General features: G+C 47.6%; 25 protein-coding genes. 10 read left to right on the forward strand and 15 right to left on the reverse strand.

The genetic code is table 11. The annotated features are described in order from the left end of the window. The first annotated feature begins 36 nt into the window (after positions 1-36). Complete coding sequence (locus ACYVFD_RS23945) at positions 37-3,219, forward strand: efflux RND transporter permease subunit (RefSeq protein WP_461093031.1); 3,183 nt, start codon at positions 37-39, stop codon at positions 3,217-3,219. Positions 3,220-3,316: 97 nt separating this feature from the next. Here the strand turns inward: ACYVFD_RS23945 and ACYVFD_RS23950 are convergent, their stop codons facing one another. The 3 genes from ACYVFD_RS23950 to ACYVFD_RS23960 form a co-directional block, all read right to left on the reverse strand. Then, positions 3,317-4,039 (reverse strand): RluA family pseudouridine synthase, encoded by a 723-nt coding sequence (locus ACYVFD_RS23950; protein ID WP_461093032.1) that lies wholly within the window; start codon positions 4,037-4,039, stop codon positions 3,317-3,319. 173 nt (positions 4,040-4,212) lie between these two features. Then, a complete protein-coding gene (gene rpmB / locus ACYVFD_RS23955) occupies positions 4,213-4,452 on the reverse strand; it encodes a 50S ribosomal protein L28 (protein WP_020601072.1) in 240 nt (79 codons plus the stop codon). A 60-nt stretch (positions 4,453-4,512) separates the two neighbouring features. Further along, positions 4,513-4,683, reverse strand: coding sequence for a DUF5522 domain-containing protein (locus ACYVFD_RS23960; protein ID WP_461093033.1), 171 nt, complete (start codon positions 4,681-4,683; stop codon positions 4,513-4,515). A gap of 119 nt (positions 4,684-4,802) precedes the next feature. On the opposite strand from ACYVFD_RS23960, the gene rocD reads away from it, so the two are divergent. Together rocD and ACYVFD_RS23970 are read left to right on the forward strand one after the other, a co-directional pair. Next, a complete protein-coding gene (rocD, locus tag ACYVFD_RS23965; protein WP_461093034.1) occupies positions 4,803-6,056 on the forward strand; it encodes an ornithine--oxo-acid transaminase in 1,254 nt (417 codons plus the stop codon). 135 nt (positions 6,057-6,191) lie between these two features. After that, positions 6,192-7,235 (forward strand): sensor histidine kinase, encoded by a 1,044-nt coding sequence (locus ACYVFD_RS23970; RefSeq protein WP_461093035.1) that lies wholly within the window; start codon positions 6,192-6,194, stop codon positions 7,233-7,235. An 11-nt stretch (positions 7,236-7,246) separates the two neighbouring features. Here the strand turns inward: ACYVFD_RS23970 and ACYVFD_RS23975 are convergent, their stop codons facing one another. Together ACYVFD_RS23975 and ACYVFD_RS23980 are read right to left on the reverse strand one after the other, a co-directional pair. Beyond that, positions 7,247-7,465, reverse strand: a complete 219-nt coding sequence (locus tag ACYVFD_RS23975) for a DUF6965 family protein (protein ID WP_461093036.1) — start codon at positions 7,463-7,465, stop codon at positions 7,247-7,249. A 241-nt stretch (positions 7,466-7,706) separates the two neighbouring features. Continuing rightward, positions 7,707-8,621 (reverse strand): TolB family protein, encoded by a 915-nt coding sequence (locus ACYVFD_RS23980; protein ID WP_461093037.1) that lies wholly within the window; start codon positions 8,619-8,621, stop codon positions 7,707-7,709. A 199-nt stretch (positions 8,622-8,820) separates the two neighbouring features. Between ACYVFD_RS23980 and ACYVFD_RS23985 the strand changes: the two genes are divergently transcribed. Beyond that, complete coding sequence (locus tag ACYVFD_RS23985) at positions 8,821-9,186, forward strand: hypothetical protein (RefSeq protein WP_461093038.1); 366 nt, start codon at positions 8,821-8,823, stop codon at positions 9,184-9,186. Between the two features lie 12 nt (positions 9,187-9,198). Here the strand turns inward: ACYVFD_RS23985 and ACYVFD_RS23990 are convergent, their stop codons facing one another. The 4 genes from ACYVFD_RS23990 to mce are packed head-to-tail and all read right to left on the reverse strand — an operon-like array spanning position 9,199 to position 13,006. Further along, on the reverse strand, positions 9,199-9,816 hold the full coding sequence (locus ACYVFD_RS23990; protein ID WP_461093039.1) for a hypothetical protein: 618 nt from the start codon (positions 9,814-9,816) through the stop codon (positions 9,199-9,201). After that, positions 9,813-10,904, reverse strand: coding sequence for an AAA family ATPase (locus ACYVFD_RS23995; protein ID WP_461093040.1), 1,092 nt, complete (start codon positions 10,902-10,904; stop codon positions 9,813-9,815). Before ACYVFD_RS23995 ends, ACYVFD_RS23990 begins: the two co-directional genes overlap by 4 nt. A gap of 36 nt (positions 10,905-10,940) precedes the next feature. After that, a complete protein-coding gene (locus tag ACYVFD_RS24000) occupies positions 10,941-12,593 on the reverse strand; it encodes a M1 family metallopeptidase (RefSeq protein ID WP_461093041.1) in 1,653 nt (550 codons plus the stop codon). A 2-nt stretch (positions 12,594-12,595) separates the two neighbouring features. Then, positions 12,596-13,006, reverse strand: a complete 411-nt coding sequence (mce, locus tag ACYVFD_RS24005; RefSeq protein WP_461093042.1) for a methylmalonyl-CoA epimerase — start codon at positions 13,004-13,006, stop codon at positions 12,596-12,598. Positions 13,007-13,083: 77 nt separating this feature from the next. Between mce and ACYVFD_RS24010 the strand changes: the two genes are divergently transcribed. Further along, positions 13,084-13,410, forward strand: a complete 327-nt coding sequence (locus ACYVFD_RS24010) for a HesB/IscA family protein (RefSeq protein ID WP_461093043.1) — start codon at positions 13,084-13,086, stop codon at positions 13,408-13,410. A 192-nt stretch (positions 13,411-13,602) separates the two neighbouring features. Here ACYVFD_RS24010 and rfbA read toward each other — a convergent pair whose 3' ends face one another. The 3 genes from rfbA to galE all read right to left on the reverse strand — a co-directional run bounded on the left by rfbA (position 13,603) and on the right by galE (position 16,752). Then, on the reverse strand, positions 13,603-14,463 hold the full coding sequence (gene rfbA, locus ACYVFD_RS24015) for a glucose-1-phosphate thymidylyltransferase RfbA (protein ID WP_461093044.1): 861 nt from the start codon (positions 14,461-14,463) through the stop codon (positions 13,603-13,605). A 106-nt stretch (positions 14,464-14,569) separates the two neighbouring features. Continuing rightward, positions 14,570-15,622, reverse strand: coding sequence for a dTDP-glucose 4,6-dehydratase (rfbB, locus tag ACYVFD_RS24020; RefSeq protein WP_461093045.1), 1,053 nt, complete (start codon positions 15,620-15,622; stop codon positions 14,570-14,572). Between the two features lie 80 nt (positions 15,623-15,702). Beyond that, positions 15,703-16,752 carry a UDP-glucose 4-epimerase GalE gene (gene galE / locus ACYVFD_RS24025; protein ID WP_461093046.1) on the reverse strand — a complete coding sequence of 350 codons (1,050 nt, stop codon included), beginning with the start codon at positions 16,750-16,752 and terminating at the stop codon, positions 15,703-15,705. Between the two features lie 130 nt (positions 16,753-16,882). Between galE and ACYVFD_RS24030 the strand changes: the two genes are divergently transcribed. Next, on the forward strand, positions 16,883-17,755 hold the full coding sequence (locus ACYVFD_RS24030; protein ID WP_461093047.1) for a transglutaminase-like domain-containing protein: 873 nt from the start codon (positions 16,883-16,885) through the stop codon (positions 17,753-17,755). 61 nt (positions 17,756-17,816) lie between these two features. Here the strand turns inward: ACYVFD_RS24030 and ACYVFD_RS24035 are convergent, their stop codons facing one another. After that, positions 17,817-18,443, reverse strand: coding sequence for a 4'-phosphopantetheinyl transferase family protein (locus ACYVFD_RS24035; protein WP_461093048.1), 627 nt, complete (start codon positions 18,441-18,443; stop codon positions 17,817-17,819). Between the two features lie 85 nt (positions 18,444-18,528). Between ACYVFD_RS24035 and ACYVFD_RS24040 the strand changes: the two genes are divergently transcribed. From ACYVFD_RS24040 to folB, 3 genes are all read left to right on the forward strand, one after another. Beyond that, a complete protein-coding gene (locus ACYVFD_RS24040) occupies positions 18,529-19,428 on the forward strand; it encodes a WD40 repeat domain-containing protein (protein ID WP_461093049.1) in 900 nt (299 codons plus the stop codon). 113 nt (positions 19,429-19,541) lie between these two features. Beyond that, positions 19,542-20,411, forward strand: a complete 870-nt coding sequence (locus ACYVFD_RS24045) for a DivIVA domain-containing protein (protein ID WP_461093050.1) — start codon at positions 19,542-19,544, stop codon at positions 20,409-20,411. A gap of 56 nt (positions 20,412-20,467) precedes the next feature. Further along, positions 20,468-20,818 carry a dihydroneopterin aldolase gene (gene folB / locus ACYVFD_RS24050; protein ID WP_461093079.1) on the forward strand — a complete coding sequence of 117 codons (351 nt, stop codon included), beginning with the start codon at positions 20,468-20,470 and terminating at the stop codon, positions 20,816-20,818. 107 nt (positions 20,819-20,925) lie between these two features. Here the strand turns inward: folB and ytxJ are convergent, their stop codons facing one another. Together ytxJ and ACYVFD_RS24060 are read right to left on the reverse strand one after the other, a co-directional pair. Further along, complete coding sequence (gene ytxJ / locus ACYVFD_RS24055) at positions 20,926-21,255, reverse strand: bacillithiol system redox-active protein YtxJ (protein WP_461093051.1); 330 nt, start codon at positions 21,253-21,255, stop codon at positions 20,926-20,928. A gap of 54 nt (positions 21,256-21,309) precedes the next feature. Further along, entirely contained in the window at positions 21,310-21,618 is a 309-nt protein-coding gene (locus ACYVFD_RS24060; protein WP_461093052.1) for a phosphoribosylpyrophosphate synthetase, read from the reverse strand. Positions 21,619-21,678: 60 nt separating this feature from the next. Here ACYVFD_RS24060 and ACYVFD_RS24065 point away from each other — a divergent pair, with 60 nt between their 5' ends. Beyond that, positions 21,679-22,929, forward strand: coding sequence for a 3-deoxy-D-manno-octulosonic acid transferase (locus ACYVFD_RS24065; protein WP_461093053.1), 1,251 nt, complete (start codon positions 21,679-21,681; stop codon positions 22,927-22,929). The last annotated feature ends 40 nt before the right edge of the window (positions 22,930-22,969 follow it).

Consider the following 22,969-nt stretch of genomic DNA (forward strand, 5'->3'; position numbering starts at 1 on the left):
CCTCCCTTTTTCTTTCTCCTTTTTCCTCGTTCCAATATGATTCAGAATCTGATAACATTTTCGCTCAAGAACCGCTGGATAGTCGTCGGACTGGCCATCGCGCTAATGGGGCTGGGACTATGGTGTTTCAAGCTGCTCAAGATTGAAGCCTACCCGGATATTGCCGATACCAACGTCATCGTGATTGCCAAGTATGATGGGCGGGCCGCTGAAGAAGTCGAGCAGCAGGTAACCATACCCATTGAGCGGGTTCTCAACAGCGTTCCACACGTAACCGACCGTCGATCACGAACCATCTTCGGCCTCTCGGTCGTACAATTAAATTTTGACGAAACCGTTACCGACTATTTTGCCCGTCAGCAGGTGATCGAGCGGCTTACAGGAGCACAATTACCCGATGGCGTATCGCCCGAACTGGCTCCGCTGACGACGGCCGTTGGCGAAATTTACCGGTATGTGATCGAAGCCCCGCCGAGCATGACGCCCATGCAGCTGCGGGATTTGCAGGACTGGGTCATCATTCCGCAGTTGCTACAGGTGCCGGGCCTGGCCGATGTAACGACCTTCGGCGGACCGATCAAACAGTTTCAGGTGATTCCTGACCCGGCCAAGCTGCGTAAATACAGCCTGACCTTACAGGATGTGATCGATGCCGTTCAGAAAAACAATCAGAACACGGGCGGTAACATTATTGCTCGCGGAGGACAGGGTTTTGCGGTTCGGGGACTCGGTGCGCTGAAAACGCCTGAGGATATTCAGCACATCGTATTGAAGGCCAACGAAGGGGTGCCGGTCCTGTTGCGCGATGTGGCCAGCGTTGAGATTAACCCGCCGTCGCCGTCGGGCATTCTGGGCTATCGAATTCCTGACGAGAACCTAGATGTGATCGGGGCTACAGAAGGGATTGTGCTGCTTCGTCGGGGTGAAAACCCCAGCGAAGTGCTCGAATTACTGAAAGAGAAAATAGCTGATCTGGAAGCGCGTGAGTTACCAAGAGGAGTGCATTTGCGGGTGCTATACGACCGGGGCTTTTTAATCGACCATTCGCTCGAAACGGTGGCTCATACGCTGATCGAAGGCATTTCGATAGTCGCCATTTTGCTTGTTCTGTTTTTGGGGAGCCTGCGGGCGGCTCTGGTGGTTACGGTTACGATTCCGTTTTCACTGCTGTTTGCCTTTATTCTGATGAAACTCGTCGGGATTCCGGCCAACCTGCTGTCATTAGGGGCTATCGATTTCGGTATCATTGTGGATGGCGCCAGTGTGATGGCCGAACACCTGATTCGAAAATACCGATCATCGGGCCCGGCCGAACGAAATCAGGGCATTGTCAATGTTACATCACGCTCAGCCGGTGAAGTGGCGCGGGAGATTTTCTTCTCCGTTACCATCATCATTCTGGCATACATGCCTATTCTGCTGATGCAGCGGGTAGAAGGAAAGCTGTTTAGCCCAATGGCCTTGACGTTGTCATTTGCCGTAATCGGCTCGCTGATCTGCGCCTTAACCCTGATTCCGGTGTTGATTTCCTTTGCGTTTCGGAAAGCGCTGGCTCCTGATGGCAAGCCGCTGAAGGAACATAAAAACCTGTTGCTTTCGCCCCTTGAGCATGGCTATCAGTGGCTGCTGAAATCAGTCCTGTTTCGCGTACCGCGTCTGGTGGTAGGTGTAGGAATGATCGTAGTGCTGATCATGATTGGGTTTGGTCTGAAGTTAGGAACTGAGTTCCTGCCCGAACTCGACGAAGGTTCCATTTTCATGCGGGCGTTTATGCCGTCGGGGATTACCATTCAGGAAAATGCCAAGATCTCTCCTAAAATCCGGGACATCATCAGCACCTATAAACCGGTCAGTTTTGTGATTACCCAAGCTGGCCGCAACGACGACGGAACCGACCCATTCCCGACTGATCGCACTGAGATTTTGATCGGCCTGAAAGATTACAGCACCTGGTCGGATACAATTTCGAAAAAAGAGATTGTCCGTTCGATGCAGAATCAATTGCAGGAGGCTTTTCCGGGAGCTTTCTTCTCATCAGGTCAACCGATTATCGACCAGGTGATGGAGATTGTGACGGGTAGTGCCGCCGACCTGGCCATTTCGGTAGTGGGTAGCGATTTGACCTTGATGCGGAGCAAAGCCGATAGTATAGCCGCATTGGTACGAGGAATGAATGGAGCCGTGTCGGTCAATATTGAACAGGAAGGGCCACAGGATCAATTGGCTATTCGCATCAACCGCCCGGCCGCTGCCCGCTACGGTATCAACGTAGCCGAGATTGAAAGCATGATTGAAGCTGCCATTGGCGGAAAAGCCATCGGTTCCATTTATGACGAAGCTAAACGGTACGACATAGTTGTACGGTTCACGCCCGAAAGTCGCGGGAGCATCGATGCCATTCGACTGTTGCAGGTTCCATCGGCTTCGGGGGCATTGATCCCCATGAACGAACTGGCCGACATCCGCTATGTACAGGGACAAACCAATATTTACCGCATCAATGGTAAGCGGATGGTCACGGTGCGGACCAATATTCGGGGGCGTGATCAGGGGGGTTTTGTACGAGAGATTAGTCAGAAAGTCCGTCAGCACGTTAAAATCCCGGAAGGCTACAGTGTCATTTACGGCGGGCAGTACGAAAACCTCGAACGAGCCGGTGGCCAACTGGTCATCTCGATTCCACTGACGATTGTAGTTGTTTTCCTGTTCCTGTTTATGCTCTACGGCAATGCGCGGGATACATTCCTGACCCTCACCTGTTTGTTGTTTGCCATGGCGGGTGGTATCGGAGCCTTGTTGCTGCGAGGGTATAACTTCAACGTGTCGGCAGGGGTAGGATTCGTCTCGATTTTTGGGATTTCGGTTATGGCTGGTGTACTGTTGGTGTCGGCGCTCAATCGCAATCTGGTGAATAACCCGAAGTCGCTGAAGGAAATTACTATCGACACTGCGCAGGAGCAGTTTCGGGCCATTATGGCGATTATGGTGGTGGCCATTATTGGTCTGGTACCGGCGGCTATTTCAAGCGGTATCGGTTCCGATGTGCAGCGCCCCTTGGCAACGGTGATCATCGGTGGGCTAACGACTACCTTACTCTTTACACCCCTGATTATTCCGCCCTTGTTCTACATCGTCAACCGACGACGGCCCAGACCGACACCACTCGATTCTACCGGACACCACATTCCCGAACCCATCGAGGAAGGAACGGAGATTTAAATAATGAAAAATGGATAATGCATAATGAACAATGAATCCAGCTGGAAATCATCCTCCATTATGCATTATCCATTTTTCATTATACATCAAGTCTGCTTTACGCAAACTTTTCCAATTGTTTTACCAGTACATTGAAATCTTTCGGGTAAGGCGCTATAAAGGTTTGCTCTTCGCCGTCCAATAGACTGAACGTTAGCGAATAGGCATGGAGGGCTACGCGTTGAATAAGGGGTAATTCTTCAGTGCCCTGTTTCAGATTGAATTTGCGTTTCAGGTCCGACAGGTATACGGGTTCTCCACCATAGGTCGCATCGTTGACAATCGGCGCTTTCAAACACATCAGGTGGACCCGAATCTGGTGCATCCGACCCGTTATGGGCATGCATTCCACCAGCGTTGTGGTCCGAAAAGCCTGTAAGGTGTTGAAAATCGTTTCGGCTACCTTACCCTTCTCCCGGTCGATCCGAACGGCTGTACCATCTTTAATGGGCGAAATGGGCAGATAGACGGATACGCTGTCGAAATCATGCACGCCATTCGTGACCGCATGGTAGCGCTTGGTAACCTCCCGATGTTCGAATTGCATGGCCAGATGCCGGTAGGCTTCAGGGTTCTTGGCAATCGCCAGAATGCCCGATGTTTCTTTGTCCAGGCGGTGACCCAACTGCGCGTCGGCATGGTATTCCCTGGCCATCCGCAGAATGCTAACGCCGGTCCGGTCGGTTGTTCGTTCGTCGAGCGAGGCTACGTGGGGCGGCTTATTGATCAGTATATAGTCCTCATTTTCAAATACAATGAGGTCTTCAAAGTTGAGTTTCATTTGTTAGGTCATTTGATAGTCAGTAGTGGTCATTTATTGTCATTTACAGGGTTTATCGCTAAAAACAATCAATGGCAATAAATAACCACTACTGACTATCAAATGACAATAATAACAAACACAAAAAGCCTCCTCCTAACCGGAAGAGGCTTATAGGTAAAGATCTTTGTGAACTAAGCGGTCAGCGTACCGCGCTGAGCTGCTTTGCGAATGGTGGCTTCCAGACCGTTTTTGTTGATGGTCTTGATAGCAGACGTAGCCACTTTCAGCGTGATCCACTCACCCGTCGATTCAACGAAGAACCGCTTCTTTTGCAAGTTCGGATAAAATTTACGCTTGGTTTTATTGTTAGCGTGCGAAACGTTGTTTCCGACGCGGGTGCGCTTTCCTGTGATTTGACAAACTCTGGCCATTACCGTACTCGTTTTCCGTATGAGGGCGCAAAATTCGCTAAATAATTCATAATCTGCAAGTCATTGCTCTTTTTTTTTGAAACCATAGGGGCAATGTCGACAGCCATTTCGGCAGCAGTAGCCGCGTTTGAGGTGATAAGATGCCGTAAATACGAGATAGCCTTCCAGCGTATAGTAATAATCGTCGTCGGCCAAATCTACTTCTTTCTTCTTAGAGGGCTGAGGAGGCATGGGGGTTGTAGGTCTGCCTAATTCCGTGTATTTTTGGAAAGTAACGGCCAATAGAGCCGCTTAGTTGCAACCTGCCCAAAAAGCCTTCATCAACGTTTTCACTTTAACCGTTTGTTGCTATGACGATTGAACCAATCACCCCGACATCGCCCGCTGATAAGGCCATGGAACTGGAATGGCACTATGGGGCGCACAACTATCATCCTATCCCGGCGGTACTGACGCGGGGCGAAGGTGTCTTCGTGTGGGATGTGGAGGACAAGCGTTATTTCGATTTTTTGTCGGCCTATAGTGCCGTCAGTCAGGGCCATTGCCATCCCCGGATTATCAATGCCCTGGTCCATCAGGCGCAACGACTTACGCTGACCTCGCGGGCGTTTTACAACGACCAGACCGGTATCTGCGAAAAATTCCTTTGTGACTATTTTGGCTACGACAAAGCCCTGATGATGAACTCCGGGGCCGAAGGTGGAGAAACCGCGCTCAAGCTTACGCGCAAATGGGCCTATAAAGTAAAAGGGATTCCGCAGAATCAGGCCAAAACGGTGTATGCAGCCGGAAACTTCTGGGGACGGACCCTGGCGGCCATCTCGTCGTCGACTGATCCCAGCAGTACCAATGATTTCGGTCCGTTGCTACCGGGCTATATTGTCATTCCCTACAACGACCTCAACGCTCTGGAAGATACCTTCAAAAGCGATCCGAACATTGCCGGATTTATGGTGGAACCGATTCAGGGCGAAGCGGGCGTAGTTGTGCCAGATGAAGGTTACCTGCGTGGTGTCCGTGATCTGTGTACCAAATACAACGTACTGTTCATTGCCGATGAAGTTCAGACGGGTATCGGACGGACGGGTAAACGAGTAGCCTGCGACCACGAAGGTGTGAAACCCGATTTGCTGGTGCTGGGTAAAGCGCTTTCGGGAGGTACGATACCCGTATCGGCCGTATTGACGTCGGATGAGGTAATGCTGACCATCAAACCGGGCGAACACGGTAGTACATACGGCGGTAATCCACTGGCTTGTGCGGTTACCATGGAAGCTTTACGAGTTGTTGAAGACGAAAAACTGGCTGAGAACGCAACAGCGATGGGTGAGGTTTTCCGGGCTCGTATGACAGCGTTAAGTCAGAAAACGGACTTGGTAAAAACGGTTCGGGGCAGGGGTTTGCTCAACGCCATTGTGATTACTGAACGCCCGGAATTCGGAGATAAAACAGCCTGGGAAATCTGTTTGAAGCTGAAAGACAATGGTTTATTGACCAAACCAACGCATGGTGATAAAATTCGATTTGCGCCACCACTCGTGATCAACGAAGAGCAGCTTCACGAAGCGTGTGATATTATTGAGAAGACAATACTCGCTTTTTAAGCGATCAATACCAGACGAGTAAAGAACAAGGACAGAGGAATGGTAGGGACCAATCACTCTGTCCTTTGTTATTGAAAAACTCTGTGTTTTCTGCGTCTCCGCTTCGGCGGTCCGATGTGTTGAATACTAAGCCGAATGCAACCACTGAGCGATAAATGGATGCGTATGCTGGGGGTGCCGCTGCTAGCGCTGGCGGGCCAATGGGCGATGTATGGCTATACAAACGTGCCATACCCTGATGATTGGCGCATTCCATTTTTTTTCGTGCTGGGAAGTGTACTGGTCTGGGAGACAAATCGCTGGGGAATCATTTTTTCCCGTCGACGGTATCCCGAACAGGCACAGACCTGGCAGCGGGTACTGTACCAACTAAGCTGGTTTATTGTCTTTGCCAGTTTTATTCGGATTACTCAAACCTGGTTTTATCAGCAGATTGGCCTTTGGCATTCGGCTCAGTTATTTGAGTTCAAGCCCTATTTTTTTAATACGCTGGTGTCGGTGGTAGGTACGGTTCAGATTGCAGCCGTGTATGAAGGTATTTATTTGTACCAGCGCTGGCGAATAAGTTATGACGAAGCCCAAGAACTGAAAAAGGTAAATCTGCAAAGCCAGCTAGACTCCCTCAAGACTCAGATCAATCCCCATTTTTTGTTCAATAACCTGAATTCACTGTCGTCGCTGATCACGAGTGACGCCCAGCAGGCAGAGCAGTTTCTGGACGAACTGTCGTCGGTTTATCGGTATTTACTGCGGCAAAACGACCGGGACCTTTGCCCTTTATCCGATGAAATTCAATTTATCAACGCTTATTTTCATCTACTAAAAACCCGCTTTGGTGATGGGATTTTTATGGAAATGGATGTAGATGAGCGTTCCTTGATCTGCCTGATTCCGCCCCTTACGCTTCAGCTTCTGGTTGAAAATGCGATTAAGCATAATATCATATCGGTAGGCCAGCCACTGACAATTCGGCTATATACACAGCAGGAAAACCTGTACGTAGAGAATAATCTTCAGGTCAAGAAAGTAGCCGTTGCTTCGAATCAGGTTGGTTTGCAGAACATTATGATGAAGTACAAACTACTTGATCACCCATCAGTAACCGTATACCAGGACGAAACCACCTTTCGGGTTGGCATCCCGTTGCTTACTCCGTCTACTGAATTGCTACCCGTATAAGTAGATGGCCATTAGTTTTTATTGAGCAACCACTGTTTTACTTCATTGAGCATGAGTAGTGCTGAGTTACGGGTGGCTGCTACGTCGCTATTGAGTTGGTTGAGTCGGGTATTTACTGCGTTGGATAAATTGAAAAAAACGCTGAATTCGTTAATGTGCTGAGGGCCAGTGGGTAGGTCGCGGCCCGAGAAAAAATCGATTAGGTCCTGGTGTTCGCTATTGGGGTTCATAGCGCGAAGGTAGGAAGCCCAGCATATATTTCATCGCCAGACGAAATACATTCGGCTCAAAAATTGCAATTACTTCCAACGGTGTTTGAGAAAACACCGTTGGAAAGTGCAACACGCTGGTTCCTTTGGAGCCAGTGTGTTTGCCTTATTTGTAACCAACAGTTGGCTTAATTGTTGCTGGTAAAAAATAACCTGATCGGGAACGGTTTAAAAATCACTCTTGATAGTCAGAAGGGATCTCCTACTGACCTACCAAAGCCAATTTTTTTCCTTGCGGATCGATTGCTAATCGGGTGATTTGCTTGATGCCTACCGAACTAAAATCGGCAACCGGCTGCCAACCAGAGGTGGTTTTGGGGTTGTACTGATACAGCACGGGGCCGCGACCCATCAGAATTGTTCCATCAGGCGTCCAGATAAAATCCTCGCTGCCCTCCAGAGTAGGTGCAATAATCGATGACTGACGAGTACGTAGGTCAAACTGTTTTATTACCCAATGGGTAGCATCCTGTTTATGAACGTAACTCAAAACCGGCTTACCAGGAATTTTTAGTAATGTTCGGCCAATGCTGTTATCCACGCGAAGGGTATCGCCTGTGCTTGGTTTAGCTAACTGGAGCGAATTAGGTGAGCCCAGAATAAACAGGGCCAGCCAGTCTGAATCCAGCCAGCAGTGATAGCCAACCGGCTTTACATGCGGAAGCACTAAAGTGGGTTCGCCTGCACCCGACAACGGGAATTTCCACAGTCGTTGTGTTTTATCACCTTCAACGCGAATGACGGAGAAATAGGCGCGGTCGGGCGTAACAGTAGGAGAGTATTCACCTTCGGCTGTTCGGGTTAACTGCGTTGTGATTTTGGAATCGAGTGCGTATTGGTAAATGTCGGTTTGCCCATCTGCCTGCATGGATGTGTACAATAGGCTTGTGCCATCAGGCGAAAAAGACGGCTGATTGTCGTACCCCTTTCGCTGTGTAATATTCTGTGGAGTTCCTACCTTGAGTGGCGATAACGTAACGTCGACCAGAAAGATGTCGGTATCTGCCTGGGCTATTGCTGGAAAAGTAATCCGTAGGGTACAAACAATACAGATGACGACGCCAATAACGTATCGGGCAAAGCGCTGGTTGGTCAGCGCTGAGGTATAATAGTTCATGAGGAAGTGTAGGTTGTAACGATGTTTGCCAGCAATATAAGGCAATCCTAATTACAAGGTCCTCAATATGAAGCTTTAGATGGTATTCAAAGCCAGCCTATTTGGGCCAATACATGCATTTATGGCAGTTGAGCCAATAAACTGGCACGTTATATGTACGACTCGACATGGTTTCCTGCTAGCTACAAACGATAACGTTATGATGAAAAGCTCTACACTTCAGGAGAGTTTATTTTTTACAATCGAATCAGCAATTTCGGATCAGCGTGTCATTCAAATCTGGTATCAGGGCTCCTGGCGGACACTGGAACCGTATCAGCTAGGGTTTCCTAAACAAGGCCCCCGTAAGCTGACCGTGTATGGATATTGCCGCGACCTGACCTGTGTGTCGTTAACGAATAGCCGATGGCAACTTTTCGACATAGAACAAATCTCGAAGATTGAACTGACAACGTATAGCTTTCAACCGCACTTCAGCTACAACGAACAAGTCGAAGTTTTACAACCTGTTTTTGTTCAGGTTCCGGCACCTATTAGGTTTCCTACGAAACGGGTTAAGCAGTAAGTCTGGAGCGTTTTAACGCGTATAGCTATCAAGAAACGCAATGACTTGTTTATGGAAATGAGCAAAACTGCGGGACTGTTTAGCTAGCTTGGCAAAATCTGCTTTGACTACTGTTTCTCGCACTACTTTTTCGATGCGCTGGCGATCAGGATTTTTTTCGCCATACACCTTTTTCTTTACCTCATCCTTGCCTGTAGATTCCAGACTATTTGCGGTTGAATTGTGTTGAACATAGCACACCCAGCAGTCAATGGCCTGAATCGGTACATACAAGATTATTTTATCTTCATAAATCTTGAAGACCTTCCCCATTTTATCTTTTAGCTCCTTAAGACGTTTGCCGTATAGCTCTAAATCATCCGTAAAATCGGATTGATCCAAGTCAATGCCGGCAATGAATAGGTCTGATGGATTTTTGTCATCAGCAAATGAACGAGCGCATAAAGTAGCAGCTTCCTGCAATACTTTGGAAACGCTAGGTTGTTTGGTTATAGCTATCTGAATCTTTGTTCGGACTATTTGTATGAGTTGAGGATAATTTGAACCAACCCAATTTATATAAGCCGGAATGAATTCATATTCAGCAAAGCCTTCACCGACTAACGTGTAGACTAATTTGGCTTTACTCATGGAATTGCCGGGACTCCTCCTAATAGTCCATAAAGCCAGTTTTCACTGAGATTGGTGGTTAAGTCAATTTCGTCAAGTCCTAATTCGCGATTTCGTTGATTAGTAGGTTCGATAATGTCTGTTTGTAGATTCCGCACGTACGTAGCACCTTCTTCGTCTTTATCAAAAACAAATACGGCTTCTGGACGTGTCGCAAAATCATCCAGGACATGCTCATTATGAGACGTCAGAATAATCTGTACATCTTTTTCTTCAGCCAATCTGAAAATAAAATCCATTACTTCCCGAATTCTACGAGGATGAATCCCTTTTTCCGGTTCTTCAAGAAGCAGAAGTTTTGGTGGATTGGGCTGGTTAATAATACAGAGAAGTGCGAGAAAGTACAGTGTTCCTTCTGAAAGCTCGTCTGCCCAGTACGTTATACCTTGTTTGCTATTTGTTAAGCCGATACGCTTAAACGATTTATCTCCAAATTGTTTCCTTTGTTGTTCGGAAGGAATTACATCGTCTAGATTAATTTCGTCAAATTCGGGGATACATGTAGATAAATCTGTTTCTATTTGATGAAAAGTAGTTCTACGATATTTGCTAAGCATTAGATCCAAAAAGCCCACAATATTAGAGACATCTGCATTTACGGCCTCTTCGCCTATTCCTACTGGACCCGGCTGTGTAAGTTTAGTTGGGTCTGGCTTATAGATATTAATAACTTTTGATTCCAGATAGTTTAATTCAGGTATTGATACATTACTGGCACTTATATTATCTGGCTCAATCGCTCGGTAATAACCTCTTACTGTAGCAACTTGACTAGCGTCAAAGTAAAATTTGACTGCTTTATAGTCAAACTCTTGCTTATCAGATGGCCAAAACAACTTTATACTAATCTCTCCGAATAACTTTTTCCCGAAAGCTATATTATGAATATCATATTTGACTTTTTTTCTGTTTTGGCCGATTAACTCCAGCGCCTTCAAAAAATTGGTTTTGCCTGAATTGTTCGGGCCGATGAGGAGGTTGACTTTTTGAAGGTCGAGGGTGACGTCTTTCAGGCTTTTGAAATTCTGAATGGAAACGCGCTTGAGCATGGCGGTAAAGCGGTTAGTGGGGAGCAAATTAACAAATTAGTTGCCCATTTGCGTAGTCCGCATCAAGACGGTATTGTCAGGGTCGATGACGACAGCGTCTGGTTTAGATGCGACTGGAACCGTGAAGGTCTGGCTTTGTTGCGATAAGGTTAGACGCGATGAACGGCTTAGTTCACGTCCGCGAGCGTCGCGAAGACTGAACGTAAGCGGAATTGTAAACAGATTGCCCGTGCGTTGCGCCTGTCGTACGTCGATGACCAGCGATTTTTTTGCCGCATCATAGCTCGAACTCCAGACAATTTCGGGGAAGCCGGGTTGGTAAAGCCATTGCTGGAAAAACTGTCCCAGCTTTTTGCCTGATTCTTTTTCCATGATGGCCTGTAAATCGCTGGATTGGGCGTTGCGGTTGCGGTAGGCTGCATAATAAGCCCGAATGCCTTTCCAGAATACATCGTCGCCTAATTCGCTTCGAAGCATATGCAGCACCCAGCCGCCTTTCTGATACGAATTCGGATTCAGTAAATCCATCAGGTTCGAGGCCGTCGAATCAACGATAGTGCCTTTGGGCTTTAGAGCCGCGAACCGAAAAATCTGGCCTTTGTTCTGGTTCAAAACAGCGTTGAGTGTGTCTTTGCCGTAGGCATGTTCCAGATATAGAGCTGAGAAATAGGTGGCAAATCCTTCACTCAGCCACAACTGCGACCAGTCGGATTCGGTAGCCGAGTTGCCAAACCACTGGTGGGCAATTTCGTGCGCCAGCAGGGCTTCCACATCCGAATCTTTATGCCCTACGATAACCTTTTCGTTGTAGAAAATGCAGCTTGCGTTTTCCATACCTCCGAAAATGGTGGTTGATTCCACATTCGCCAGCTTCTCATACGAATACGGTCCAACCCGATCGATAAAGTATTGCAGGATTTCTTTGGCAGGACGATAATCCACAAAACCTTTCTGGCTATCGTTGGGGTATAGCCAACTTTGCACTGGCACGCCATTGACCGAACCTACTTCATCGACCGCAAATCGGGCGGCACCAATCACCATCACTTTGGTGGGAATGGGCGTGCTCTCCTGCCAGCGGGTAAGTTTACGCCCATTGGGCAAGCTACTTTCGCCCATAAAATTGCCATTGGCAATAACCCGATAGGTCGCTGGTGCATTTACAGCAAACGAGCAGGTCGCTTTATCGGATGGGTGGTCAACGACGGGCAGGTAATTTCGGGCATTGTTGGGCCAATTGTCGCCGAAGAAGGTACGCTCGCCAAATTTGTTTCGACTGATGATCAACCCTTGTTTTGGTATTCCGTCGTAGCGGATCGTTACTTCAGTGGCCTGATTGGGTTGGGCGGGTAAGTTGATAAATACTTTATCATTTCGCTGGCTGAATGGGGCTGTTTTGCCATCCGCCAGACTTACGGAGCGAACCGTCATACCCGTTTGTAGGGTATCCGATTTGCCGCCAATCAGATCGAACCAGACGGTTTGCCGGTCGTCGGCGCGGGTAAACCGGATGGTCGCTTCGCCACGGATGAGGTTGGTCGAATCACTTAATGTGAGTGAAAAGGCATAGTTTTGAACGTCGACGCCCGGTTGAGTATACCGAGCTAAGTAGCCAGGTGATTGCGAACAGGCAGAAGTGGTTACCAATGCCAATAAACCAATCAGAAATTCGATACTGTTTTTTTTCATTCTTAAGACTCCTTTATTTCCTGACACAGTTCAACCAGCACGCCATTTGTGCCTTTGGGATGCAGGAAACACACTAATTTATTATCGGCTCCGCGTTTAGGAACCTCATTCAATAACGTAAATCCTTCGCTTTTTAGCCGCTCCATTTCCGATAGAATGTCATCGACCTCGAAGGCAATATGATGGATACCTTCGCCTTTTTTCTCCAGAAACTTGGCAATAGGGCTATCGGGGTTCGTTGCTTCGAGAAGCTCGATTTTGGTCTGATTTACTCGAAAAAACGACGTAGTTACCCCTTCTGTCGCTACGACTTCGGACTTGTAGGGAGTTACATTGAGCAATTTGGTAAATAGATCATTAGAACTGGCTATATCCCGAACGGCAATGCCGATATGTTCGACGTTAGTAAGCATAGGTAAAGAACTTTTCCGTTTGGCCGAAAGTTATAGAGAAAGCATGTATATGCGTCAAAATAGATTCGATTACCACAATGGTTACGGTTTCAGATATCGCTAAAAATAAAATTATCGAACTGCGTCAGAAAGATGGACTGGCTGACGAGTATTCCATCCGGGTGGCTGTTCAGGGTGGCGGGTGTTCGGGCCTGATGTATGATCTTCAGTTCGATGCTACCCAGCAACCTACCGACCATGTTGTTGAAGATAAAGGCATTAAAATTCTGGTCGATCGCAAAAGCCTGCTGTATCTGGCTGGTACAGAGCTTGATTTTTCGGATGGCCTGAACGGAAAAGGATTCCAGTTCAAAAACCCAAATGCAACCCGTACCTGCGGTTGTGGCGAAAGCTTTTCCGTCTGAACTGCGTCCGCAGCCCGGCAGGATTTAACAGATTAAACTGATTTTCAGGATTTTGTTTATATTAATAAAGAAGCCGGTTTTACTAAAACCGGCTTCTTTATTACGGGACTTTGTCATTTCGAGGAACGAGAAATCTCAAGCTTGACCAATAAGTAACGTTGAGATTCCTCGTTCCTCAGAATGACAAAAATCTTACTTCAGTAGATTCAATAAATACGCGCCATAACCACTTTTAACGAGCGGTTGGGCGATTTTGGCTAACTGATCGGCATCAATGAACTTCATCCGATAGGCGATTTCTTCAGGGCAGCCGATTTTCAATCCTTGCCGTTCTTCGATGACGTGAACAAACTGGCCTGCCTGAATCAATGATTCGAAAGTGCCCGTGTCGAGCCAGGCCGTTCCGCGGTCCAGTACACCCACTTTTAGCTTGCCAAGCTCCAGATACACTCGGTTTACGTCCGTGATTTCCAACTCGCCACGGGGAGACGGTTTGATATTTTTGGCAATTTCAACCACATCGTTGTCGTAGAAGTACAGACCCGGCACCGCGTAGTTTGATTTCGGCTTATCCGGTTTTTCTTCAATCGACAATACGTTGAAGTTGTCATCGAACTCAACAACGCCATAGCGTTCGGGATCATGTACCTGATAGGCGTACACCACCCCGCCTTCAGGGTCGTTGTTGGCCTGGAGTAATTTCGACAGCCCTGAACCGTAGAAAATATTGTCGCCCAGTACCAGGGCAACTTTATCGTTCCCAATAAATTCTTCGCCAATGATAAAGGCTTGTGCGAGGCCATCGGGACTGGGTTGAACAGCGTAGGTGAACTTGCAGCCTAAGCGTTCGCCATCGCCAAGTAATTTCTCAAAATGGGGCAGGTCGTGCGGTGTTGAGATGATCAAAATCTCGCGAATGCCTGCCAGCATCAGAATGGACAGTGGGTAATAAATCATCGGCTTGTCGTACACCGGCATCAATTGTTTCGATACGGCCAGTGTAAGCGGATGAAGGCGTGTGCCGGAGCCCCCGGCGAGGATGATTCCTTTCATAGTTTTGAAACGAGCGAGAAGTGAGGAGCGAGGAGTGAGAATGGCTGGCGCAAGCTAAATGCGACCGGATGGATTCTCACTCCTCGCTCCTCGCTCCTCACTCCTGTTATCGATTCGCGTACATTCCCTGATAATAACTCTGATAAGCACCGGAGGTCACGTTGTCCAGCCATTCCTGATTGGCCAGGAACCAGTCAACGGTTTTTTCGAGACCTTCCTCAAACTGGAGCGAGGGTTGCCAACCCAGTTCGTTCATAATTTTATTGGCGTCGATGGCATAACGCAGATCGTGACCGGCACGGTCGGTAACGTATGTAATCAACTTGGCCGATGTACCCTCTTCCCGACCGAGTTTACGGTCCATAATCTGGCAAAGCAGGTTCACCAGATCAATATTTTTCCATTCGTTAAAGCCACCAATATTATAGGTTTCGCCCATTTCGCCCTTGTGGAAAACGGTGTCGATAGCACGTGCATGGTCAACTACGAACAGCCAATCGCGAACGTTTTCACCTTTACCGTACACCGGCAGCGGTTTGTTGGTCTGAATGTTGTGAATCATCAGCGGAATCAACTTCTCGGGGAAGTGATTGGGGCCGTAGTTATTCGAGCAGTTAGTCAGAACAACCGGTAATTTGTAGGTATTGCCGTAAGCCCGAACGAAGTGGTCCGAAGCCGCTTTGGAGGCTGAGTAAGGCGATTGCGGATCATACGGGGTTTCTTCCGTGAAGAAATCTTCCGGGTTGTGCAGCGAGCCGTATACTTCGTCAGTCGAAACGTGGTAGAACCGTTTGCCTTCAAAGGCCCCTTTCCAGCTATTTTTAGCCGCGTTTAGCAGGTTTACCGTACCGACGACATTGGTCATCACAAACGACATCGGATCGGTGATGGAGCGGTCAACGTGCGATTCGGCCGCCAGGTGAATCACACCATCGAAGCTCATCTCGGCGAACATGTCCTCCAGAAACTTGGCATCGGTAATGTCGCCTTTAATAAAGGTATAGTTTGGCGCGTTTTCGATGTCGGACAGGTTGGCCAGGTTACCGGCATAGGTCAGTGCATCGAGATTATAGATTTGGTACTCTGGATATTTCGTTACGAACAGGCGCACCACATGCGACCCAATAAAACCGGCTCCACCGGTAATTAATAGTTTCATAATTGAAGTTGTAAAGTTGTACCGTTATAAAGTTGTAGCGTTGTTGAGCAGCAGGATATTGACCTGCCAACTTGACAACATTATGACTCTATAACTTTAGAACTAATTTTTTGCTGCCAGCGCCAGGCATCCCGCAACGAGTCGGCCAACGAGCGTTTGGCTGTCCAGTCCAGAACCCGATTCGCTTTGGATACATCGGCATACACCTGCTCCACATCGCCGGGTCGGCGGGCCCCAAGTACGTAGTTTAGTTTGACCCCCGTTGCCTGCTCAAATGTTTTGATCACGTTCAGCACCGTTTCGCCCCGGCCTGTACCGATGTTGATGACGTCGTAGCTGGATGGTTCGTCACTTTCGATCAATTTGCGTAGTGCCTGCACGTGTGCATCCGCCAAATCCATTACATCGATATAGTCACGAATGCAGGTGCCATCGGGTGTATTGTAATCCGACCCATGCACAGTCAGGCTCGGACGAATACCGGCAGCCGTTTGGGTAATAAACGGAACCAGATTGGCTGGAACTCCTAGCGGCAGTTCACCAATTTCGGCCGATGGATGAGCGCCGATCGGATTGAAGTACCGAAGGGCAATGGCTTTAACGGGTGCTTGTGCACGAACGGTATCGCGAATGATGTCTTCACCGATGGATTTGGTGTTGCCGTATGGCGATTGAGCCGGAAGCCGTGGCGTTTCTTCCGTAACAGGCAGATGCTCAGGTTGACCGTATACGGTGCAGGACGACGAGAATACGAAGTTGCGTATGTTGTACTTCGGCATCAACTCCAGCAGGAGCATCAGTGAGTCGAGGTTATTTCGATAATATTTCAGCGGTTTGGCTACCGATTCGCCCACAGCCTTGAAAGCGGCAAAATGGATGACGCCCAGCGGAGCTTCTTTCTGAAAAATATCGGCCATAGCGGCTGCATCATTGCAATCGACCGGATAGCAGGTTACATCCCGACCCAGAATAGCTCGCAGACCATCCAGTGCGGAACGCTCAGAGTTCGAAAAGTCGTCGACAATAACCGGTTCAAAACCAGCTTCGACCAACGAAACAACCGTGTGAGAGCCAATAAAACCCGCTCCACCGGTAACCAGGATTTTGGAGGAATTATCTGTAGGAGTCAAACCGTTTTTTATGAAAATTTTGTTACTATAGTAGCATAGCAACTCGTAAAACCAGACAAAAGTAGTATATTCAGGAGGTTTACGAAAGCAGTTTTTATTGTGAGGTTATTCTCTCTGGCGATATAAACGAATGAACGACAACGAATTGAAGGCCTTGATTTCGCTCCTGGACGATGAGGACCCGGAAGTAGTGGAGCATGTCGAACAGCGAATTCGGCAGATTGGTGGGCAAATGATTCCGCTTTTAGAAACAGAATGGGAGGGAAGTTTCAACTCTGCTCTGCAAAAACGGATTGAAGAACTGATTCACGATCTTCAATACGAATCGGTTCTGGAACGAATGCGCGACTGGAAAAATGCAGGGGCCATGGACTTGTTGGAAGGACTGTGGATCGTGGCTACCTATCAATATCCTGATCTGTCGCTGGCCAAACTTCGCCAGGATGTGGAGCAGTTATTCTATGATGTCTGGGTCGATTTTAAGATCGATATGCATCCCGATGAGCAGATTAAGGCAATGAATACAGCTTTTTTCTCGAAACTGAAATTTGCCCCAAATACCAAACATTTCCATTCGCCAGCCAATTCGATGATCAACCAGGTACTCGAATCGCGTCGGGGTAATCCCATCACGCTGTGTGTCCTGTATATGCTCATTGCCCGTCGGCTGAATCTGCCCGTGTATGGTGTAAACCTGCCCAACTTGTTCGTACTTACGTATAAAAACAATGGCGTTCAGTTTTATATCAATGTGTTCAATCGGGGACTGGTTTTTACCACCAAAGATATTGATCAGTACATCGATCAACTGAATATCCAGCGATTAGACGCTTTCTATCAGCCTTGCACCAATACCGATATTGTTCGGCGGGTATTGAGGAATTTAACCCTGGCTTTCGAGAAAAATGGCGATACGGAGCGAGTTCAGGAAGTTGAAAAAATACTGGCCGCCGTCCGTGATGAGGGCGATGGCCTGCCCCTGTCGGATTATACACAGCGATAGCATTTGAATGAATAATGGTAAATGAGCAATGGATAATGACCTTCGGATCCTGATTATTCATTTAAAACGCTACCGCCAGTAATCCGGGACCGGTTTTAAAACATCGGATGGTTAGTTGTTCCTCGTGATCGGGTAGGCGAACATAGCCTGTGAGATGACTGGCGTCGTCAGCAAACGGCTCGACGTGTAGGTGTTCACGAAAGGTGAGCTGTCGTTTTCCGTAGAGTTTGTAAAGCGCTTCTTTGGCGCACCAATATACCGCCAGCCGATTGGGATTTCCAGCAGCATGAGCAATTTCTTCGGTGGATAAAACACGGGGGACTACGCGCGTGAACTGCTCGCGAATGGGCTCAATGTCGATACCAACGGGACGAGTACGGTGTAGGACCGCAGCCGCCCAGCCACTCGTATGCGATAGCGAAATATGCCAGGCCGATCCAATCAGATGAGGTTTTCCAAATTCATCTTTTTGTAGACCAACGTACGATAATCCCTGGGCTTTTGTCAACTGCTGAATAGCCACACGACAGGCCAGCCACTCCACCCGTTGCGCTGGATGCGTAACACTGTCCAGTTCGATCTCTTCCGCAACCGTAAGCGGCAGGTTTGCCCTTAGCGTTTGCTCATCCTCTGTGATGGGCCTGAGCGTGGCGATGCAGTCGCTATTAATGTTTAGTTGAAAAGTCACGAATCAAAAATCGGAAGTAGCTGGACAAAAAGAAAGGTTTACGACCTTTGATTCATTAGTTTGACCTTGAATAGTTCAATACGAAGTGGTTGTAGAAAAAATTGACACATTTGGTGGGCACCGCGACTGTGTCTACACCCTTGAACATAGCTCGACGCCTAACCAGTTTTTTTCGGCCGGGGGCGATGGGCAAATCGTAGAATGGCGTCTGGACCGTCCCGATTTAGGAAAACTGGTTGCCAATGTTCCTGCGTCGGTCTATGCCTTAGCCTTTCAGCCTGCAAGTGGGTTGCTGTGGGTTGGACAGAATTACGAGGGCATTCACTGGATCGACCCAGTTCGGAAACAGCAGGTAAATTCGCTTAAAATCACCTCGGCAGCCATCTTCGATATAAAGATTTATAAGCAGGATGCCTTTGTCGCCCTATCGGACGGCGTGGTTGTTGTACTGGATGCCGATCAGTTAGCTATACGAAAACACCTGAAAGCCTCAGACCAGTCGGCACGGTGTATGGCGGTGAATCCTGTAGAACGGGAGTTCGCGGTAGGGTATAGCGACAATAGCGTTCGCATTTTTGATCTGGAAACGTATCAGCTCAAACGAACAATGGCAGCACATACAAACTCCGTCTTTACAGTAACCTATTCCCCCGATTTTCGGTACCTGCTTACAGCCGGGCGCGATGCCCATCTCAAAGTCTGGGATGTAGAGAAGGAGTATGCCTTACACCACGATATTGTTGCTCATATGTTTGCTATCAATCATATGCTATTTAGTCCCGATGGTCGTTATCTGGCTACGGCTAGTATGGATAAATCCATTAAAATCTGGGATGGCGAAACGTATCGTTTACTAAAAGTGGTTGACCGGGCTCGTCATGCTGGGCATGGCACATCGGTTAATAAGTTACTGTGGGCCAATTCGAAACAATTGATGTCGGCCAGTGATGATCGGACAATTTCGGTATGGAAATTGTCTGAATAAGTAACGATTAACTAGGAATCACCTATTTTTCAGGCTAATTTTTGTAAAATCCGTAGAATGGCTGTTATTTCACCCTTATTGGTATCAATAAATCCTAAAATCGTAGCGCACCGATGAAAATTACGCCTATTGAAATCCGGCAGCACACATTTGAAAAAGGGTTGCGCGGCTATAGACCCGAAGACGTTGACGCTTTCTTAGTTTCGTTATCTCAGGAATGGGAACGTGTAACTGGTGAATATAAAATGCTAAAAATGCAGCTTGAACTAGCCGAAAAAGAATTAGGCAAGCTGAAAGAAATAGAAATGACCCTCTTCCGAACGCTGAAAACAGCGGAGGAAAATAGCGCCAACATTACGGAACAAGCTAATAAGGCAGGTGAACTTTATATTGCCGAAGCCCGCCAAAAAGCTGACGAAATTGTGGCTGATGCGCGCAAACGTTCGGCCTTGATGGTGCAGGATGCCGAGAACCAGGCCCGGTACTTAAAGGATAATATCCTTAATGATTTAAAATCGCTGGAGCATGATTTTAAAGCTCTGGAAGGCTATAAAGAAAACCTGGCTTCTCAGATACGACTGCTGGCAAGCAATGCGGTAGATAGCGTGGATCGATTTGAGAAGAAGTTCAGTAAGCAAAATCTGAAAGGCAAAATCGAAGATGTTTCCGTTCAGATTAAAGAAGAATTGAAACCGGCTGACGATCAGGTTAAAGATGAGCCAGCCGCAGAAGCTGATTCCCAATCTGTTGAGACTAGTAATGCGGCAGATTTACCTGCCCTTGTTGAACGGGAAGAGTCAGTTCCCGAAGCGATTCCCGAAGACAAAGATGTTTTAGAGAAACTGGACGATGCCATCCAGGAAACTCAATCAGAAGAACATATCGAGAAGTCTGTACCCGAATCTATTCTGGCTGAGGCTACAACACCTGAACCTGAGGAAGCTCCTGTTAAAAAGGGTGGCTCCTTTTTTGACCAGATTTAATATAATACGGGTGGAAACCCGCTACGAACTACGCGGGCTTCCACCCGCATCACATGATGGGAACAATCGCGTTAGAGGGGCTTGAGTTTTTTTCCTATCACGGATTTTACGACGAAGAGCAGAAAATTGGGAATAAGTATTCCGTTGATATTATCGTCACAACTGATTTTTCAGAGGCAGCCCGTCGGGACCGTTTGAGCGATACGGTTAGTTACGAAGATTTGTACAAGATTACAGCCGATGTGATGAAGCAGCCAGCCCGGCTGCTGGAACACATTGCTCACCAGATTATTCAGGAAATAAGGGCCCGATACAGCAGCATTGAAGCTGTTGAAGTAAGTGTCTCGAAGTTTAATCCACCCATCGGTGGCGTGTGCCATCGAGCCCGAATTACAATGAAAGGGTGATTTTCAGTATTAGGAGCGAGGAGTTAGGAGTGAGAATGCTGACGCGTAATTTTTGCTTTTGCGTCCGCCATTCTCACTCCTAACTCCTCGCTCCTAATACTAACATCTTAAACGGCTTGCTGCAATCCTGCGAAGGAGATTGACATGTGCGAGGCATCGTAAATGCAGGCGCCGTTCTTGATCAGCAACACCTGCGGTGACTCGTGTTCAATACCAAAATCATGCTCTATTTTATTGGAGAGAGGCTTATTGGCCAGTAAGTCGAGATAGTAGGCTTTAACCCCAAGTTGGTCGTTCCAGTTGCGTTCCATCCGGCTGAGGGCCATGTGGCTGATAGAACAGCTCGTACTATGTTTGAAAATCATTACTGGACGCTTAACTGACTCTTCTTTGATGGTATCAAGTTGAGCTTCACTTGTTAACTTATTCCAATTCATTGTATCAACATACATTCTGTTGACATAAAATTAATATATTTAATAAAAAGTTCGTTAATTCTCGGGCGTATACCGCAACTTTTCCGCCATCTCGGGAGAAATGGCCTCAGAATAGGCCCCGTAGGCATCAACGAGTGTTCCTTTATCACCATTTTTTGCTTCGATAGCATAGACAACCGCTTCATCACTGGGGTCAGTCATGCCCTCAAAACGGTAGACCTCTACAATGTCGAAGTCGGCGGGTTGTAGTTCAATACTGTCCGTCTGGCAATACAGGCAATCGGGCTTCAGGTTGTAATCTTTCGTAAATCCTTGTTGGCGAAGTCCATTTAGCGCATCGGTCAGTGTGTCGTATGAAGTCATAGTTCAGGAGGTTTGAGTAGTAGTTTGTAGCTTTGTTTGTGTAATCAAACGCATATTAGCTTGTTTTCGGGACTTTATAACGCAGGTATTCTTGTTTTTCAACAACTGGCGCAATGGGTAGCCTTCTTTAATCCCAAAGCACGGCAGTGGACCGAGGGCCGACGCGATTGGGCCGATAGGTTGACTGCAAAACTGGCCGATAATACGAGCCCTATTGTCTGGTTTCATGCCGCTTCGTTGGGTGAGTTTGAGCAAGGTAGGCCCGTAATAGAAGCGTTTCGGGCGACCTATCCGACGTATAAAATCCTGCTGACGTTTTTTTCGCCTTCGGGCTACGAAGTGCGCAAGAATTATGATGGTGCCGATTATATCCTCTATCTTCCGGCCGACACACCGGGTAACGCTCGTCAGTTTGTACAAATCGTAAAGCCTAAACTGGCATTTTTTATCAAATATGAGTTCTGGTACAACTATTTGCGGGAACTGAACCTGGCTTCTGTACCGACCATTTCGTTTTCTGCGATTTTCCGGCCCAGCCAGCTTTTTTTTAAGCCGTATGGCGGTTTTTATCGGTCCATGCTTCGCTACTTCGACCATATTCTGGTACAAAACCAGGAGTCGCTGGACTTGTTGAAACAAATCGGCCTAACGCATGTAACACTTGCGGGGGATACACGCTTCGATCGAGTAGCGCAGGTGGCTGCAGCGAAACAGGAAATCAGTTTGGCGCAAATTTTTAAAAATAGTCAGCCGGTTCTGGTGGTGGGTAGTGCCTGGCCTGAGGATATGAATGTGTTGATTCCGTTTCTGAATGCATTCGATAAACCGTTAAAAGCAATTATTGCCCCGCATGAGATTCACGATGCTGAAATTGAACACTGGCGTACATTGTTGCCAAAGCCATCGATCCGTTTTTCGCAGGCAAGTGAAACTGATGCCCGGCAGGCAGAAATTCTGTTCATTGATAACGTAGGCATGCTTTCGTCGCTGTATCAATATGGCGAATTTGCCTTTATTGGTGGTGCGTTTAAGCAGGGCTTGCATAATAGTCTGGAAGCGGCTACGTTTGGTATGCCTTTGTTTTTTGGGCCAGTATATGACAAATACCAGGAGGCCGTGGATTTAGTAGCTGAAGGGGCTGCTTTTCCGATCAGCAATACGGATGAACTGATGGCGGCATTTGCCCGGCAATACGACAATCCGACAGAAGCATCGCGCAGTAGCCGTCAGTATGTGGAACGGAACATTGGCGCAACCGCAAAGGTTATGCAGGTGGTAGAAAAAATAAAGAGCGAAAGAATGAATGTGTGAAAGACTGGCGTTTACAGCCAACTCGTTCGACGGTTACTCT

The organism is Spirosoma gilvum (genome assembly GCF_054776815.1).

Bases quoted from the DNA above. Each gene is read 5' to 3' on its own strand.
- ACYVFD_RS24010 (WP_461093043.1), top strand. From the start codon at position 13,084: ATGGTTACGGTTTCAGATATCGCTAAAAATAAAATTATCGAACTGCGT.
- ACYVFD_RS23950 (WP_461093032.1), bottom strand. From the start codon at position 4,039: ATGAAACTCAACTTTGAAGACCTCATTGTATTTGAAAATGAGGACTAT.
- ACYVFD_RS23975 (WP_461093036.1), bottom strand. From the start codon at position 7,465: ATGAACCCCAATAGCGAACACCAGGACCTAATCGATTTTTTCTCGGGC.
- ACYVFD_RS23985 (WP_461093038.1), top strand. From the start codon at position 8,821: ATGATGAAAAGCTCTACACTTCAGGAGAGTTTATTTTTTACAATCGAA.
- ACYVFD_RS23995 (WP_461093040.1), bottom strand. From the start codon at position 10,904: ATGCTCAAGCGCGTTTCCATTCAGAATTTCAAAAGCCTGAAAGACGTC.
- folB (WP_461093079.1), top strand. From the start codon at position 20,468: ATGGGAACAATCGCGTTAGAGGGGCTTGAGTTTTTTTCCTATCACGGA.
- ACYVFD_RS23990 (WP_461093039.1), bottom strand. From the start codon at position 9,816: ATGAGTAAAGCCAAATTAGTCTACACGTTAGTCGGTGAAGGCTTTGCT.
- rpmB (WP_020601072.1), bottom strand. From the start codon at position 4,452: ATGGCCAGAGTTTGTCAAATCACAGGAAAGCGCACCCGCGTCGGAAAC.
- ACYVFD_RS23945 (WP_461093031.1), top strand. From the start codon at position 37: ATGATTCAGAATCTGATAACATTTTCGCTCAAGAACCGCTGGATAGTC.
- ytxJ (WP_461093051.1), bottom strand. From the start codon at position 21,255: ATGAATTGGAATAAGTTAACAAGTGAAGCTCAACTTGATACCATCAAA.
- rfbB (WP_461093045.1), bottom strand. From the start codon at position 15,622: ATGAAACTATTAATTACCGGTGGAGCCGGTTTTATTGGGTCGCATGTG.
- ACYVFD_RS23970 (WP_461093035.1), top strand. From the start codon at position 6,192: ATGCAACCACTGAGCGATAAATGGATGCGTATGCTGGGGGTGCCGCTG.
- mce (WP_461093042.1), bottom strand. From the start codon at position 13,006: ATGCTTACTAACGTCGAACATATCGGCATTGCCGTTCGGGATATAGCC.
- ACYVFD_RS23980 (WP_461093037.1), bottom strand. From the start codon at position 8,621: ATGAACTATTATACCTCAGCGCTGACCAACCAGCGCTTTGCCCGATAC.
- ACYVFD_RS23960 (WP_461093033.1), bottom strand. From the start codon at position 4,683: ATGCCTCCTCAGCCCTCTAAGAAGAAAGAAGTAGATTTGGCCGACGAC.
- rfbA (WP_461093044.1), bottom strand. From the start codon at position 14,463: ATGAAAGGAATCATCCTCGCCGGGGGCTCCGGCACACGCCTTCATCCG.
- ACYVFD_RS24060 (WP_461093052.1), bottom strand. From the start codon at position 21,618: ATGACTTCATACGACACACTGACCGATGCGCTAAATGGACTTCGCCAA.
- ACYVFD_RS24045 (WP_461093050.1), top strand. From the start codon at position 19,542: ATGAAAATTACGCCTATTGAAATCCGGCAGCACACATTTGAAAAAGGG.
- rocD (WP_461093034.1), top strand. From the start codon at position 4,803: ATGACGATTGAACCAATCACCCCGACATCGCCCGCTGATAAGGCCATG.
- ACYVFD_RS24030 (WP_461093047.1), top strand. From the start codon at position 16,883: ATGAACGACAACGAATTGAAGGCCTTGATTTCGCTCCTGGACGATGAG.
- ACYVFD_RS24000 (WP_461093041.1), bottom strand. From the start codon at position 12,593: ATGAAAAAAAACAGTATCGAATTTCTGATTGGTTTATTGGCATTGGTA.